The sequence below is a fragment of the Amycolatopsis sp. NPDC051106 genome, assembly GCF_040682775.1.
Classification (GTDB): Bacteria; Actinomycetota; Actinomycetes; order Mycobacteriales; family Pseudonocardiaceae; genus Amycolatopsis.
In genome coordinates, this window is sequence record NZ_JBFBBQ010000108.1 from 15,362 (window position 1) to 28,595 (window position 13,234).

Consider the following 13,234-nt stretch of genomic DNA (forward strand, 5'->3'; position numbering starts at 1 on the left):
GTACGGCCATGGACACCACCAGCCTCGCCGAGGCACTGCACGCCCGCACCGCCGCCTTCGCGGAGACCGTCACCGGCGCCGACCCGGACGCCCGCGTCCCCACCTGTCCGGACTGGCCGCTGCGCGTGCTCGTCGGCCACATCGGCCAGGCCCACCGCTGGGCGGCCGACATCGTCCGGTCCGGCCCGTCGCCGGTCCCCGACCCGCTCGACGCCGACCCCGGCACCCCGGAGACCTGGGCCGACTGGCTCCGCCAAGGCGCCGACGACCTGGCCAAGACCGTCCTGGACGCGGGCGAAACGCCGGTCTGGACGTTCTTCGGCGAGCAACCGGCCAGGTTCTGGCTGCGCCGGATGCTCCACGACACCACGATCCACCACGCCGACGCGGCGCTGTCCACCGGAACCACCGTCGAAGTGGCCCCGGACCTCGCGACCGACGCGATCAGCGAGTGGCTCGAAGTACTGTCCGATCCGATCACGGCGAGCCTCCGGCCGGGCTTCGCCGAGCTGTGCGGCACCGGCCAGACCCTTCAGCTCCGCCCCGAACAGGGCAGGGGCTGGCTGATCACCCGCGAACCCGGCGGCGTCCGGTGGACCCGGGAGACGAGCCCCGCCGACGTCACGCTGACCGGCCCCGTCCAGGACCTGCTGCTCGTCCTCACCCGGCGACGGCCCGCCGGGGACGTCACCATCACCGGTGACCGGGCCCTGGCTGACCATTGGCTGGCGCACACCGCGGCCTAGGATCGCGGGCGACACCCGCAGACGAGTCTTGGAGGACCCAGGTGATCACCGCGATCGTGTTGATCCAGGTTGAGGCGGACGCGATCCCGGACGCGGCGCAGGCGATCGCCGACATCGACGGCGTCGGCGAGGTCTACTCGTGCGCCGGGGACGTCGACCTCATCGCCACCGTCAAGGTGTCCGCGCACGAGGAGCTGGCCGACCTGATCCCCGGCCGGATCGGGAAGGTGCCGGGGGTGCTGGACACCGTCACGCACATCGCGTTCCGGTCGTACTCCCGCGCTGACACCGAACAGGCCTTCGCGATCGGCGCCGAGGACTGAGCGAGGCCGCGTCCGAGGCCCCTCACTGGCCCTCAGACGGCCGTGCCCGCCTCCAGCGGGCGCCGGGACACCCCGAACGTGAAGAAGGCCACCTCCGCGAGGAGGTGGCCTTCTTCGTGGGTGGAGCTAGTGGTCCGAGCCCTTGGCGGTCTCGACGCTCTCGAACTCGCCCGGTTCACCCTGGGTGATCGAGTGCCCGTTGCCGTGCCCGTTGCCGTGGGCCCGCTCCAGCGCGACCGTCTCCTCGGCGGGGTCCGGCGACCAGAACGTGCCCGGAACGGCGTGCCCGGCCGAGCCCAGCTTGTTCATCTTCTTCGGCACCGAGGCACCCTGGTACTCGAGCGGGACCGCGTGGCCGTGGCTGTCGACGCCGCCGAGCGGCTGGTGGATCTCGATGAACTCACCGTGCGGCAGCCGCTTGATGATGCCCGTCTCGACGCCGTGCTCCAGCACCTCGCGGTCGGCCCGCTGCAGGCCCAGGCAGATGCGGTAGGTGAAGTAGTACGCCAGCGGCGGCACGATCAGCACGCCGATGCGGCCCGCCCACGTCGTCGCGTTCAGGGAGATGTCGAAGCTGTCGGCGATGATGTCGTTGAAGCCCGACAGCTCGATGACCATGAAGAAGCCCAGCGCCATCGCGCCCAGCGCCGTGCGGACCGGGGCGTCCCGGGGCCGCTGGAGCAGGTTGTGGTGCGCGGTGTCCTTGGACAGCTTCCGCTCGATGAACGGGTAGCCCAGCAGCAGGCCGAACAGGATCGGCATGCCGATCGCGCCGGGGAAGAACACCGCCGGGATCGTGTAGTTCCCGAGGTAGACCTCCCAGGCCGGCCAGATCCGGAGCATGCCGTCGGCCCAGGCCATGTACCAGTCGGGCTGCGAGCCCGCCGACACCTGCGCCGGGTTGTACGGGCCGAAGTTCCACACCGGGTTGATCTGGAACAGGCCCGACATCAGCGCCAGCACGCCGATGACCAGCGTGAAGAACGCCCCGCCCTTGAGCGCGAAGTACGGCATGATCCGGACGCCGACGACGTTGGTCTCCTTGCGGCGCACGCCCGGGAACTGCGTGTGCTTCTGGTACCAGACCAGCGCCAGGTGCGCCCCGACCAGGGCGAGCATGATGCCCGGCAGCAGCAGGATGTGCAGCGTGTACAGGCGCGGGATGATCTGGTCGCCGGGGAACTCCCCGCCGAACAGCGCCCAGTGGATCCAGGTGCCGATCACCGGCACCGAGAGCACGATGCCCGAGAGCGTCGCGCGGATACCGGTACCGGAGAGCAGGTCGTCCGGCAGCGAGTAGCCGAAGAAGCCCTCGAAGCAGCCCAGGATCAGCAGCAGGCCGCCGATCACCCAGTTGGCCTCACGCGGGCGCCGGAACGCGCCGGTGAAGAAGATGCGCAGCATGTGCACGGCCATCGCCGCGACGAAGATCAGCGCGGCCCAGTGGTGCAGCTGTCGCATGAAGAGGCCGCCGCGCACGTCGAACGACAGGTCGAGCGTGGTGGCGAAGGCCCGCGACATCTCCAGGCCCTGCATGTTCTTGAAGCTGCCGTGGTAGACGACCTCCTGCATGGAGGGGTCGAAGAACAGCGTCAGGTACACGCCCGTGAGCAGCAGGATGATGAAGCTGTAGAGCGCGATCTCGCCCAGCAGGAACGACCAGTGGGTCGGGAACACCTTGTTCATCTGGTGCCGCAGGCCCTTGGCCGCGTGGTACCGCTGGTCCGCGTTGTTCGCGGCCTCGCCCAGGTGCCGTTCCACGGCACTCGCGCCCTTGGTCGGCGTGGTGAGTGAACTCATGACTTACGCTCCCAAAAGGCCGGACCGATGGCCTCGATGAAGTCGCCTCGCGCGATCAAGTATCCCTCTTCGTCCACCGTGATCGGTAGCTGGGCCAGCGGACGCGTCGCCGGGCCGAAAATCGGCTTGCCGTAGTGGAGGGCGTCGAACTGCGACTGGTGGCACGGGCACAGGATCCGGTTGGTCCGCTGCTCGTACAGGGAGGTCGGGCAGCCGACGTGGCTGCAGATCTTCGTGTACGCGTACAGGTCGCCGAAGTTGAAGTCCTCCTGGCCGGCCCGCTTGACCACCTTGGCGGCGTCGGTCGGGCGCAGGCGGATCAGCATGACCGGGTTGTCGATCCGGGTCAGCGCGGCCGCCAGTGCCTCCGCGTCGTTCCGCTCGGACTCGCGGAACGGGAAGACGGTCTCCATCGCCCCGGCGTCGAGGTCCTCGGCCTTGACCAGCGCGATCTCGGTCTGCTTGCCGTGCTCCACCTCCACCGGCTTGCCGGTGTTGCGGCGCAGGTAGACCTTTTCGCCCGGGAAGTTCGGCTGCCAGCCGGTGTGCCAGAGCGACGCCCGGTTGTCGGTGTCCTTCCACGGGTTCTTGATGAAGGACGCCAGCGGCAGCGCCGCGGCCGCGAGGCCCAGCGCGCCGGCCCCGGCGATCGCCGAGCGCTTGATCAGCGACCGGCGGGCGATGGTGCTGCGGTTCCCGGCGTCGGCCAGGTGCGCGAGGAACGTCGCGCGGTCGACCTCGGGGGATCCCTCGCCGTCGCCGTCGTGGCGCTCCTGCACCGCGACCTCGGCGGGCACGAACTTCTTCGTGTACAGGATCACGCCGATGCCCAGGCCGAGGATGGCCAGGCCGAGCGTGATGCCGAGCATCGGGGTGTAGAGGCTGTACCAGAAGTGGCCGCTCTCGTTGTCCGGCGCCTCGTACTGCCACGGCCACCAGATGAGCGAGACGACGAACCCGATCCCGGCCAGCGCGGACAGGCCGAACCAGAACGCCACCAGGCGCTCGGCCCGCTTCTCCGCGCGGGTGCCCTCCACGGGCCACGGCGTCGGGTACTCGACGATCTCGACGCCGTCGAGCTCACCGCCCAGCTTCAGCAGCTGGTCCCGGTCCATCTCCGCCAGCTCCGCCTCCGTCGGCGGCTTCGGCCCCTCGGCACTCATGCCTTCGATCCAATCCACAACGTCACGCCGATCAGCGCGGCGATCCCGACGATAAAGGCGATGACGCCCTCCGAAGCGGGGCCGACCCCGCCGAGGCCGTTACCACCCGGGTCATTGTTGCCGTCCGACACCGACTTCACGTAGGCGACGATGTCCTTCTTCTCCTCCGGCGACAGCTGCCGGTCGGAGAACTTCGGCATGTTCTGCGGCCCGGTGAGCATGGCCGTGTAGATCTGCTCTTCGCTGGCCGGGTCCAGGTTCGGCGCGTACTTGCCGGCGGACAGCGCGCCGCCGCGGCCGGTGAAGTTGTGGCACGACGCGCAGTTGAGGCGGAACAGCTCGCCGCCGCGGGCCGGGTCGGAGCCGCGCAGGGCCTCGCCCTTCTCGGCGGGGCGCTGGACGCCGCCGCCGTGCGCCTGGATGTAGGCGCCGACCGCGTCGATCTCGGCCTCGGTCAGCTTCGGCGGCTTGCGCTCGACCTGCGCCTCCTGGCGCGCGGCGGGCATGCGGCCCGAAGAGGTCTGGAAGTACACCGCGGCGTCGCCGATGCCGATCAGGCTCGGGCCGCGGTCCTGCACGCCCTCGAGGTTCGCGCCGTGGCACGCGATGCAGGTGTTGTTGTAGACCTGCTCGCCGAGGCGCAGCTGCGCCGGCGTGCCCTGGGCCTGCGCGGTCTGCGGCTCCGGGGCGAACACGGCGTACAGGGCGCCGGCGCCCACCAGCGCGATGCCGAGCGCGAGCAGGCCGGCGAACCGCCTCCGCAGCTTCGACCGCGCGCGGTACCGGCGCTCCGAGGATTTGGTGCTGGTGGTCATCTTGCGGCAACCCTTGCTGTCAGTTCAGGCCGATGGTGAAGGTGGTGGCGGCTGGGCGTGAAGCCCTCACGGGAGGAGGTAGATCACACCGAAGAGGCCGACCCACACGATGTCGACGAAGTGCCAGTAGTAGGACACGACGATCGCCGACGTGGCCTGGGCGGGCGTGAACTTGCTCAGTTTCGTGCGGATGAGCAGGTACACGAAGGCGATGAGCCCGCCGATGACGTGCAGGCCGTGGAACCCGGTCGCGAGGTAGAAGACCGTGCCGAACGGGCCGGACGGGATCGTCATCCCCTCTTCGACGAGGTTGTGGTACTCGTTGGCCTGGCCGCCGACGAAGATGGCGCCCATGATCAACGTGATGATGTACCAGCGGCGGAGTCCGTAGACGTCGCCGCGTTCGGCGGCGAACACGCCGAACTGGCAGGTCAGCGAGGACAGCACGAGGATCACCGTGAACGGGATCGCGTACGCCACGTTGAGGTGGAACTCTTCACCGTGCAGCGGCGGCGGCCACTGGCCGGAGGAGTTCTGCGCCTTGACGGTGAAGAACATCGCGAAGAGCCCGGCGAAGAACATCAGTTCGCTGGACAGCCACACGATGGTGCCGACACTGACCATGTTCGGCCGGTTCAGCGAGTGAACCCGCTGACTGATGGTGGGAGCTGCCGTTGTCACGCGTCGCATTATGTCCTCTCGCACCACCGCTCCGCCGGGTGGGTCCACGGCGGGTCGTCTGCGTAACCGATCACACCGGATGCCCGGGAAGGTGAGAGCTACTCATGGGTTTACTCGACCGGCTGCGTGACCTGCTCAAGAAGGACGAAACCGCCGGTCTGACGTCTGATACGCCCGGGTTGAAGATCGTCGCCGAGGCCTTCGACCCGGCTGTCGCGGACTCCGCCGTGCTCGCCGGTTCACCCGCCTGGGTCAGCACGGCACCGGCCGTCCTGCGGCACCACCTGCTGCTTCCGCCGAGCCGGCTGGCCGAAGCGGCGTCGATCCTCACCCAGGACGGCTACGAGCTGCGAGAAGTGTCACCCGAAGGGGGCCTCGTGCGGGTCCACGCGGTTCGCGTCCAGGTGCTCGACGCGCTCCACTGCGCCCAGGAACGGTCCCGGATGGCCGGTCTCGCGCAGCGGCTGGGCGGCGACGCGCCCGGCTGGGAGGCTCTCCAGCCGGAGGCGCCCGCGTGATGTCGGTCTCGGCCGATACGATCGGGCGGCAGACGTGCGGGTGATGAGACGGAGGCAGCTCAAATGGCCGAGCAGTCGATGCGGGTCCTGGTGTTCAGCCACAAGGCGGAGGTGCGCGAGGCGATCGTGAACGCGGTCGGCCGGCGGCCCGCCGCCGACCTGGCCCGCGTGGACTACGTCGAGGCCGACGGCATCGCCGACGTCCTGTCCGAGGTGGACGCCGGCAACGTCGACCTGGCGATCCTCGACGGCGAGGCGCAGCCGACCGGCGGCATCGGCCTCTGCCGCCAGCTCAAGGCGGAGATCGCCGAGTGCCCGCCGATCGTCGTGGCGGTGCGGCGGCGCGACGACCGGTGGCTGGCGACGTGGTCGCAGGCGGACGCCGTGCTGGTGCACCCGCTGGACCCGCTGACCGCCGCGGAGACCGTCGCCGACGTGCTGCGCGCGCGACGGGTCCCCGTCGTGAACGGCTGAGCCCGGTGACCACCCCGGTCCCCCGCACCTGGCCGCCGCTGCTCAAGCAGCTCGTCGCACGCGTCGACCTGTCCGAGGAGGACACGGCGTGGGCGATGGACCAGATCATGAGCGGCGCGGCGAGCCCGGCCCGGATCGCCGGGTTCGCGGTGGCGCTGCGTTCGAAGGGCGAAACGCCTGCGGAGATCGCCGGGATGGCGGCCACGATGCTGGCGCACGCCCGCCGGGTCGAGCTGGACCGCCCCGCCGTCGACATCGTCGGCACCGGCGGCGACGGCTCGAACTCGGTGAACATCTCGACGATGGCGACGATCGTCACGGCGGCGGCCGGCGCCCCGGTGGCCAAGCACGGCAACCGCAGCGCGTCGTCGAAGTCCGGCGCGGCGGACGTCCTGGAGGCGCTCGGCGTCACGATTTCACTGCCCCCGGAAGAGGTCCAGCGCAGCCTCACCGAGGTGGGCGTGGGGTTCTTCCTGGCGTCGGCGTTCCACCCGGCCCTGCGGCACGCGGGCCCGGTCCGCGGCGAGCTCGGCATCCCGACGACGTTCAACCTGCTCGGCCCGCTGACCAACCCGGCCCAGCCGGGAAGCGCGCTGATCGGCTGCGCGTACGAGGACAAGACGCACGTGCTGGCGGAGGTGTTCGCCCGCCGCGGGACGACGGCTTTGGTGGTCCGCGGCGACGACGGCCTCGACGAGATCACGACGACGACCACGTCGACGGTGTGGGTGGTGTCGGACGGAAAGGTGACTTCGCGCTCTTTCGACCCGGCCGTGCTGGGCATCCCTCGCGCGACGGCTTCGGACCTGCGCGGCGGCGACGCGGCGGCGAACGCCGAGGTGGTCCGCGAGCTGGTGGGCGGGAAGCCGGGACCGGTGCGGGACGCGGTGCTGATCAACGCGGCCGCGGCTTTGGCGGCGTTCACCGGGTTCTCGGGATCCCTCGAGGACGACCTGCGCACCGGGCTGACCCGCGCGGCGGAGGCCATCGATTCCGGCGCGGCGGCGGCGCTTTTGGACCGCTGGATCGCCTTCGCCTGACCCCGGCTTGAGCGCCCCAATGTGGCCTTGGTTGCGTTCAACGCACCGAAGGCCGCCTTGGGTGCGTTGAACGCACCGAAGGCCACATTGGGGCGCTCGGGTCACCCGCGGAAAGCCGTCCGGTACGACGTCGGGCTCGTCCCCCGTAGCCGGCTGAACTGGTGCCTCAGCGCCGCCGTCGAGGCGTAGCCGCACGCGACGGCGATGTCCTCCACCGACAGGCGCCCCTCCTCCAGCAGCGCCTGGGCCCGGTCCAGCCGGCGCTCCGTCAACCACCGGTGCGGCGTCGTGCCCGTCGCCGCCGAAAAGCGGCGCAGGAACGTTCGTTCTCCCAGTCCGCTCCGCCGGGCCAGTTCGGCCACCGTGAACGGCTGGTCCAACCGCCGCTCCACCCACTCCAGCGCCTCCGCCACCACCGAGTCGTCCGGGACCGCGGGCACCGGCGCCTGGACGAACTGCGCCTGACCGCCCGCCCGGAACGGCGCCGCCACCATCCGGCGCGCCAGCGTCGTCGCCGCCGTCACGCCGCGCAGCCGCCGGACCAGGTGCAGGCACAGGTCCACCGCCGCCACCGTGCCCGCGCTCGTCAGCACGCCGCCGTCGTCCGCGTACAGCGCCTGGGTGTCCACGGCCGCCGTCGGGAACCGGGCGCGGAACTCCGCCTCGTACACCCAGTGGACCGTGCAGCGCCGGCCGTCGAGCAGGCCCGCGTAGCCCAGCGTGAACACGCCCGCGCAGAACCCCGCCACCCACGCGCCCCGGGCCGCGGCGTCGCGCAGGACGTCCAGCACCGGCGCAGGCGGCGCCACCGTCCGGGGCGCGCACGTCGGCACGATCAGCAGGTCGGCCGACGCCGCGAAGTCCAAGCCGTGGAGCCCGGTCAGCCCGAAGCCCGACCAGCTCGAGACCGGGGCCCCCGCGGGCGAACAGACCCCGAACTCCCAGCCTTCGATGCCGTCGGCGCTGCGGTCGGTGCCGAAGACCTCACACGCGACACCCAGCTCGAACGGCGAAACGTGATCCGCGAGCACGACCGCGACCCGGTTGACGTCCATGCCGGCCAGCATGTCACAAGTTTTGCGGCCGTTGTCATCTCTGACACTGGTCGCTCGCGGACGACCGGACGAACCTGGACGCCATGACGAATTCCGAAACCCGCCCGCTGCTCCAGTGGTCCGCGGCGATGGCGATGTCCGGCACGATCGGCGCCGTCGTCCTCGAGAGCGGCGCGGCCGCGCCGGCCGTGGCCTTCGCCCGCTGCTTCGTCGGCGGGGCGCTGCTGGTGCTCTGGTGCCTCGCCCGCGGCTGGCTGCCCGCTTGGCGGCCCCCGAAGCGCGACCTCGGACTGGCCGTCCTCGGCGGGCTGTTCCTCGTCGGCAACTGGGTGCTGCTGTTCGCGTCCTACGCGCTGTCGTCGATCTCGGTCAGCACGGTCGTCTACCACACCCAGCCGCTCATCCTCGTCGGCCTGGCGGCGGCGTTCCTCGGCGAGAAGGTCGCCAAGAGCCACCTGGCCCGGGCCGCGATCGCGTTCGGCGGCGTGACCCTGATCTCCCTGTCCGCGCACGGCGAGGACGGCAAGCCCGTCCAGCTCGCCGGGATCGGGTTCGCGCTCGGCGCGGCCCTGCTCTACGCCGGCGCGTCCTTCGTCGCGAAGCAGCTGAAGCACATCCGGCCGCACCTGCTCGCGGCCGTGCAGACGACGGTGGGCGCGGTCCTGCTGGCGCCCGTGTTGCTCGTCACGCCGCTGCCGACGGCCCCGCGCGAGCTGCTCTGGCTCGTGCTGCTGGGCACCGTCCACACCGCGTTGATGTACGTGCTGATGTACGCGAGCATCGGCAAGCTGCCGACGACGACGGTGGCGCTGCTGTCCTACCTCTACCCGGTGGTCGCGGTGCTGGTGGACGTCGCCTTCTACGGCCACCGCCCGACCTGGCCGGAGGCACTGGGGATGCTCGCAGTACTGGCCGCCGCGCTGAGTCCACAGCGCAGCGGCCAGTCAGGAAAACCCGAGGTCAGTCGTGCGACGGACCGGTGTGGTACTCGAACACCAGCCCGCCGATCGTGATCAGCAGCGCGACCAGCGCCATCACGAGCAGCCAGATGTGGAAGAACGCCAGGGCCAGCGCGGCGAGAGCCGCGGTGGCCGCCATGGCGATCGGCCAGTAGCTGCCCGGGCTGAAGAAGCCCAGCTCGCCGGAGCCGTCGCTGATCTCGGCGTCCTCGCGGTCTTCCGGACGCGGTTCGATGCGGCGGGAGACGAACTGCATGTAGCTGCCCGCGAGGAACGCCAGGCCACCGGTCAGGAACAGCGAGACGATGCCCACCGGCTCGGGACCGTGGGTGGCGGCCAGCGCCGTCCACACCCAGTACACGGCCGCCATGAACACGGCGAAGATCGCCACGATGAAGAAGATGCGGGCTTCGACCTTCATGGTCTTTTCCTACTCCTGTTATCCGCTTTGGGGGGTCCGGGTGGCGGAGCCCCCGGCCGGGGCAAAGCCCCGATGTTACTGCCGCGAGGGCGTCAGTTGGACGCGGTGCGCGCCGTGCGGTCGGTGTTGAACGGCTGGGTGGTCACCGCGTGCGGGGTGCACAGCTCGCCGCAGTTCATCTTCGCCAGCGCCTCGGACGCGGTGAAGGTCTGGCCGGTGGCCGGGTTCACCTGCTTGCGCAGCGCGATGTACGCGTCGTACTTGTCCGGCGACAGCGCGCGAACCTCGAAGTTCATCACCGAGTGGTAGGTGCCGCACAGCTCCGCGCACCGGCCGACGAAGGACCCTTCGCGGTCGATCGTGTTCTGGAAGGAGCTGTCCTGGTTGTTCTTGTCCGGGTTCGGCATGACGTCCCGCTTGAAGTGGAACTCAGGCACCCAGAAGGAGTGGATGACGTCGGTGGAGATCAGGTCGTACTGGATGACCTTGCCGACCGGGAGCACCAGCAGCGGGATCTCGCCGGACGAGCCGACCGTGCTGACCTGGCCACTGCCGTCGGGCTTCGCCGCGTTGGCGTCCTCGTACTTGAACTCCCAGTTCCACTGGAAGGCCACGACCTGGACCTTGACGTCCGGGTTCGGGATCTTGTCCAGGACCTTCGACTCCGTCGTCGCGGTGAAGAAGAACAGGACGCAGACCATGATCGTCGGGACGACGACCGTGAACAGCTCGAGCGGGATGTTGTACTGGAACTGCCGGGGCAGCTCCTCCGGCTCGCCGTCGGCGGTCTTCTTCTTGCGGTGGAACGTCGCGGTCCAGAAGATCAGGGCCCACACGATGGCGCCGACGACCAGCGCGGCCACCACGGTCCAGGTCCACAGCGTGCGCATCTCGTTCGCCTGCCGCGTGACACCCACGGGCCAGCCGAACCGCAGGATCTCGTCGCCGGAGCAGCCCGTCGCCGTCAGCGCGACCAGCACGGCCAGCGCGGCGACGCGCACGGTCCGCTTCCCCAGGGTGCGCTTGGGTTGTCCCACTGCGCCTCGCCCTTTCACCCAGAGCCTCCTACGACAGATCTTTGTGACAGGCCGGAGCCTAGCCGAGTTCACGCTCCGCGCTGACCAAGGGGTAACCATCGACGCGCGTGGTACACGCCACGGGCCGCCCGGCATACTGGGCGCTCCCCAGCCCCGCGAATACCCCTGAAGGTGTGTGAGTACCCGTGTGCGGCCTGCTTGGACTGATCTGCGCGACCGAGACCGGCGCGGCGAACGCGCGTGACGCCGTCGGCGCGGCCATGCGCTGCCAGCGTCACCGCGGCCCCGACGAGCAGGACACGTGGGCCGACGCCGAGGTCGTCTACGGCTTCAACCGGCTCGCCTTCATCGACGTCGAGCACGCCCACCAGCCGCTGGTGTGGGGCCCGCCGGAGGCGCCGGGCCGCTACACGATGAACTTCAACGGCGAGATCTACAACTACCTGGAGCTGCGGGCCGAGCTGGCCGGGCAGCACGGGGCGAAGTTCGAGACCGAGGGCGACGGCGAGGCCATCGTCGCCGGCTTCCACTACCTCGGCGCCGACTGGGTGAAGCGCCTGCGCGGCATGTTCGCCTTCATGATCTGGGACTCCCAGGAGAAGCGCGTCTTCGGCGCGCGCGACCCGTTCGGGATCAAGCCGCTGTTCTACTCGGCCGGCCCCGGCGGGGTGGCGTTCTCCAGCGAGAAGAAGAGCCTGCTGGACCTGTCGGACACGCTCGGCGTCGCGCAGGAACTGGACCGCAAGGCCCTGCAGCACTACCTGGTCCTGCAGTACGTGCCCGAGCCGGAGTCGCTGCACACCGCGATCCGCCGCGTCGAGTCCGGGACGTCGTTCGAGGTGGTGCCCGGTGGTGAGGTGAAGTTCACCCGCTACTTCCACCCGCAGTTCGCGACGAAGCCGGTCAACGGCCCCGCCGAGGCGGAAGCGCTGTACGAGCGCATCGCCGATGTGATGCGCGACTCGGTCGGCAAGCACATGATCTCCGACCCCGACGTCACCGTGGGCGCCTTCCTCTCGGGCGGCATCGACTCCACCGCCACCGCCACGCTGGCCAAGGAGCACAACCCGAACCTGATCGCGTTCACCACCGGGTTCGAGCGCGAGGGCTACTCCGAGGTCGACGTCGCCGCCGAGTCGGCCGCCGCGATCGGCGTGAAGCACGTGGTCCGGACGGTGACGGCGGACGAGATGATGGAGGTGCTGCCGCTCATCGTCTGGTACCTCGACGACCCGGTGGCCGACCCGGCGCTGGTCCCGCTGTGGTTCATCGCCCGCGAGGCCCGCAAGCACGTCAAGGCGGTGCTCTCCGGCGAAGGCGCGGACGAGCTGTTCGGCGGCTACACGATCTACAACGAGCCGATCTCGCTGGCGCCGTTCGAGAAGATCCCGGGTGGCATGCGGAAGCTGATCGGCAAGGTGTCGACGAAGATCCCCGAGGGCACCCGCGGCAAGGACCTGCTGCGCCGCGGCGCGCTGCCGCTGGAGGACCGCTACTACGGCAACGCCCGCAACTTCCGCGACGACCAGCTGCGCGCGGTCCTTCGCACGTATCAGGAAGGCGTCGGCTTCAAGGACGTCACCGCGCCTTGGTACGACGTCTCGCGCGGCTGGGACCCGGTGGCCCGCATGCAGCACGTCGACCTCTACACGTGGCTGCGCGGCGACATCCTGGTCAAGGCCGACAAGGTGACCATGGCGAACTCCCTGGAACTGCGGGTGCCGTTCCTGGACGCCGAGGTGTTCAAGGTCGCCGCGTCGATCCCGCTGGACCAGAAGCTCGCCCACGGGACGACGAAGTACGCGCTGCGCCAGGCGTTGGCCAAGATCATCCCGGCGCACGTGCTGAACCGCCGCAAGCTCGGCTTCCCGGTGCCGATCCGGCTGTGGCTGCGCAACGAGATGTACGACTGGGCCAAGGGCATCATCAGCGACTCGAAGACCGAGGAGCTGCTGGACAAGAAGGCGATCCTGGCGCTGCTGGAGGAGCACAAGGCGGGCCAGCTGGACCGCAGCCGCCAGCTGTGGGCGCTGATCGTGTTCATGCTGTGGCACGGCATCTTCGTCGAGCACCGGATCAAGCCCGAGATCCCGGAGCCGGTGTACCCGGTCAAGCTCTGAGAGCCCGTCGAAAAGCCGTGAAGGCCTCCTTGCCGGTCATAGATGCCGGAGATCGCAATAGCACACTTCTGAAAACCAGACA

14 protein-coding genes are annotated in these 13,234 nt (G+C 69.9%); 7 read left to right on the forward strand and 7 right to left on the reverse strand.

Annotated features, from left to right (window positions below):
- The first annotated feature begins 8 nt into the window (after positions 1 to 8).
- On the forward strand, positions 9 to 746 hold the full coding sequence (locus AB0M83_RS42620; protein WP_364526596.1) for a maleylpyruvate isomerase family mycothiol-dependent enzyme: 738 nt from the start codon (positions 9 to 11) through the stop codon (positions 744 to 746).
- A 41-nt stretch (positions 747 to 787) separates the two neighbouring features.
- The gene (locus tag AB0M83_RS42625; RefSeq protein WP_284750247.1) at positions 788 to 1,069 is read left to right on the forward strand and encodes an Lrp/AsnC ligand binding domain-containing protein; all 282 of its coding nucleotides are present in this window, start codon (positions 788 to 790) and stop codon (positions 1,067 to 1,069) included.
- 126 nt (positions 1,070 to 1,195) lie between these two features.
- Here the strand turns inward: AB0M83_RS42625 and AB0M83_RS42630 are convergent, their stop codons facing one another.
- The 4 genes from AB0M83_RS42630 to AB0M83_RS42645 form a co-directional block, all read right to left on the reverse strand.
- Complete coding sequence (locus AB0M83_RS42630) at positions 1,196 to 2,869, reverse strand: cytochrome bc complex cytochrome b subunit (RefSeq protein WP_364526598.1); 1,674 nt, start codon at positions 2,867 to 2,869, stop codon at positions 1,196 to 1,198.
- Positions 2,866 to 4,032 carry a ubiquinol-cytochrome c reductase iron-sulfur subunit gene (locus AB0M83_RS42635; RefSeq protein WP_364526599.1) on the reverse strand — a complete coding sequence of 389 codons (1,167 nt, stop codon included), beginning with the start codon at positions 4,030 to 4,032 and terminating at the stop codon, positions 2,866 to 2,868. The genes AB0M83_RS42630 and AB0M83_RS42635 overlap by 4 nt, the downstream gene beginning before the upstream one ends.
- On the reverse strand, positions 4,029 to 4,847 hold the full coding sequence (locus tag AB0M83_RS42640; RefSeq protein WP_125306905.1) for a c-type cytochrome: 819 nt from the start codon (positions 4,845 to 4,847) through the stop codon (positions 4,029 to 4,031). The genes AB0M83_RS42635 and AB0M83_RS42640 overlap by 4 nt, the downstream gene beginning before the upstream one ends.
- A 66-nt stretch (positions 4,848 to 4,913) precedes the next feature.
- A complete protein-coding gene (locus AB0M83_RS42645; RefSeq protein WP_086681061.1) occupies positions 4,914 to 5,537 on the reverse strand; it encodes a heme-copper oxidase subunit III in 624 nt (207 codons plus the stop codon).
- 95 nt (positions 5,538 to 5,632) lie between these two features.
- Between AB0M83_RS42645 and AB0M83_RS42650 the strand changes: the two genes are divergently transcribed.
- From AB0M83_RS42650 to trpD, 3 genes are all read left to right on the forward strand, one after another.
- On the forward strand, positions 5,633 to 6,046 hold the full coding sequence (locus AB0M83_RS42650; protein ID WP_364526602.1) for a ribonuclease E inhibitor RraB: 414 nt from the start codon (positions 5,633 to 5,635) through the stop codon (positions 6,044 to 6,046).
- Between the two features lie 63 nt (positions 6,047 to 6,109).
- Positions 6,110 to 6,520, forward strand: coding sequence for a hypothetical protein (locus AB0M83_RS42655; RefSeq protein ID WP_364526604.1), 411 nt, complete (start codon positions 6,110 to 6,112; stop codon positions 6,518 to 6,520).
- Between the two features lie 5 nt (positions 6,521 to 6,525).
- The gene (trpD, locus tag AB0M83_RS42660; protein WP_364526606.1) at positions 6,526 to 7,560 is read left to right on the forward strand and encodes an anthranilate phosphoribosyltransferase; all 1,035 of its coding nucleotides are present in this window, start codon (positions 6,526 to 6,528) and stop codon (positions 7,558 to 7,560) included.
- Between the two features lie 101 nt (positions 7,561 to 7,661).
- Here trpD and AB0M83_RS42665 read toward each other — a convergent pair whose 3' ends face one another.
- Positions 7,662 to 8,615 carry a helix-turn-helix domain-containing protein gene (locus AB0M83_RS42665; protein WP_364526616.1) on the reverse strand — a complete coding sequence of 318 codons (954 nt, stop codon included), beginning with the start codon at positions 8,613 to 8,615 and terminating at the stop codon, positions 7,662 to 7,664.
- 83 nt (positions 8,616 to 8,698) lie between these two features.
- On the opposite strand from AB0M83_RS42665, the gene AB0M83_RS42670 reads away from it, so the two are divergent.
- A complete protein-coding gene (locus tag AB0M83_RS42670) occupies positions 8,699 to 9,628 on the forward strand; it encodes a DMT family transporter (protein WP_364526608.1) in 930 nt (309 codons plus the stop codon).
- Here AB0M83_RS42670 and AB0M83_RS42675 read toward each other — a convergent pair.
- Together AB0M83_RS42675 and AB0M83_RS42680 are read right to left on the reverse strand one after the other, a co-directional pair.
- Positions 9,576 to 9,995 carry a cytochrome c oxidase subunit 4 gene (locus AB0M83_RS42675; protein ID WP_364526610.1) on the reverse strand — a complete coding sequence of 140 codons (420 nt, stop codon included), beginning with the start codon at positions 9,993 to 9,995 and terminating at the stop codon, positions 9,576 to 9,578. The two genes, AB0M83_RS42670 and AB0M83_RS42675, sit on opposite strands and share 53 nt — an antisense overlap.
- Positions 9,996 to 10,087: 92 nt before the next feature.
- Positions 10,088 to 11,032 (reverse strand): cytochrome c oxidase subunit II, encoded by a 945-nt coding sequence (locus AB0M83_RS42680; RefSeq protein ID WP_364526612.1) that lies wholly within the window; start codon positions 11,030 to 11,032, stop codon positions 10,088 to 10,090.
- Between the two features lie 185 nt (positions 11,033 to 11,217).
- On the opposite strand from AB0M83_RS42680, the gene asnB reads away from it, so the two are divergent.
- On the forward strand, positions 11,218 to 13,152 hold the full coding sequence (asnB, locus tag AB0M83_RS42685) for an asparagine synthase (glutamine-hydrolyzing) (protein WP_364526614.1): 1,935 nt from the start codon (positions 11,218 to 11,220) through the stop codon (positions 13,150 to 13,152).
- Positions 13,153 to 13,234: the final 82 nt, after the last annotated feature.

Excerpts from the sequence above, each read along its gene's own strand:
- AB0M83_RS42640 (WP_125306905.1), bottom strand. The coding sequence starts at position 4,847 with ATGACCACCAGCACCAAATCCTCGGAGCGCCGGTACCGCGCGCGGTCG.
- AB0M83_RS42670 (WP_364526608.1), top strand. The coding sequence starts at position 8,699 with ATGACGAATTCCGAAACCCGCCCGCTGCTCCAGTGGTCCGCGGCGATG.
- AB0M83_RS42630 (WP_364526598.1), bottom strand. The coding sequence starts at position 2,869 with ATGAGTTCACTCACCACGCCGACCAAGGGCGCGAGTGCCGTGGAACGG.
- AB0M83_RS42650 (WP_364526602.1), top strand. The coding sequence starts at position 5,633 with ATGGGTTTACTCGACCGGCTGCGTGACCTGCTCAAGAAGGACGAAACC.
- AB0M83_RS42635 (WP_364526599.1), bottom strand. The coding sequence starts at position 4,032 with ATGAGTGCCGAGGGGCCGAAGCCGCCGACGGAGGCGGAGCTGGCGGAG.
- AB0M83_RS42665 (WP_364526616.1), bottom strand. The coding sequence starts at position 8,615 with ATGGACGTCAACCGGGTCGCGGTCGTGCTCGCGGATCACGTTTCGCCG.
- AB0M83_RS42655 (WP_364526604.1), top strand. The coding sequence starts at position 6,110 with ATGGCCGAGCAGTCGATGCGGGTCCTGGTGTTCAGCCACAAGGCGGAG.
- AB0M83_RS42675 (WP_364526610.1), bottom strand. The coding sequence starts at position 9,995 with ATGAAGGTCGAAGCCCGCATCTTCTTCATCGTGGCGATCTTCGCCGTG.
- AB0M83_RS42645 (WP_086681061.1), bottom strand. The coding sequence starts at position 5,537 with ATGCGACGCGTGACAACGGCAGCTCCCACCATCAGTCAGCGGGTTCAC.
- AB0M83_RS42620 (WP_364526596.1), top strand. The coding sequence starts at position 9 with ATGGACACCACCAGCCTCGCCGAGGCACTGCACGCCCGCACCGCCGCC.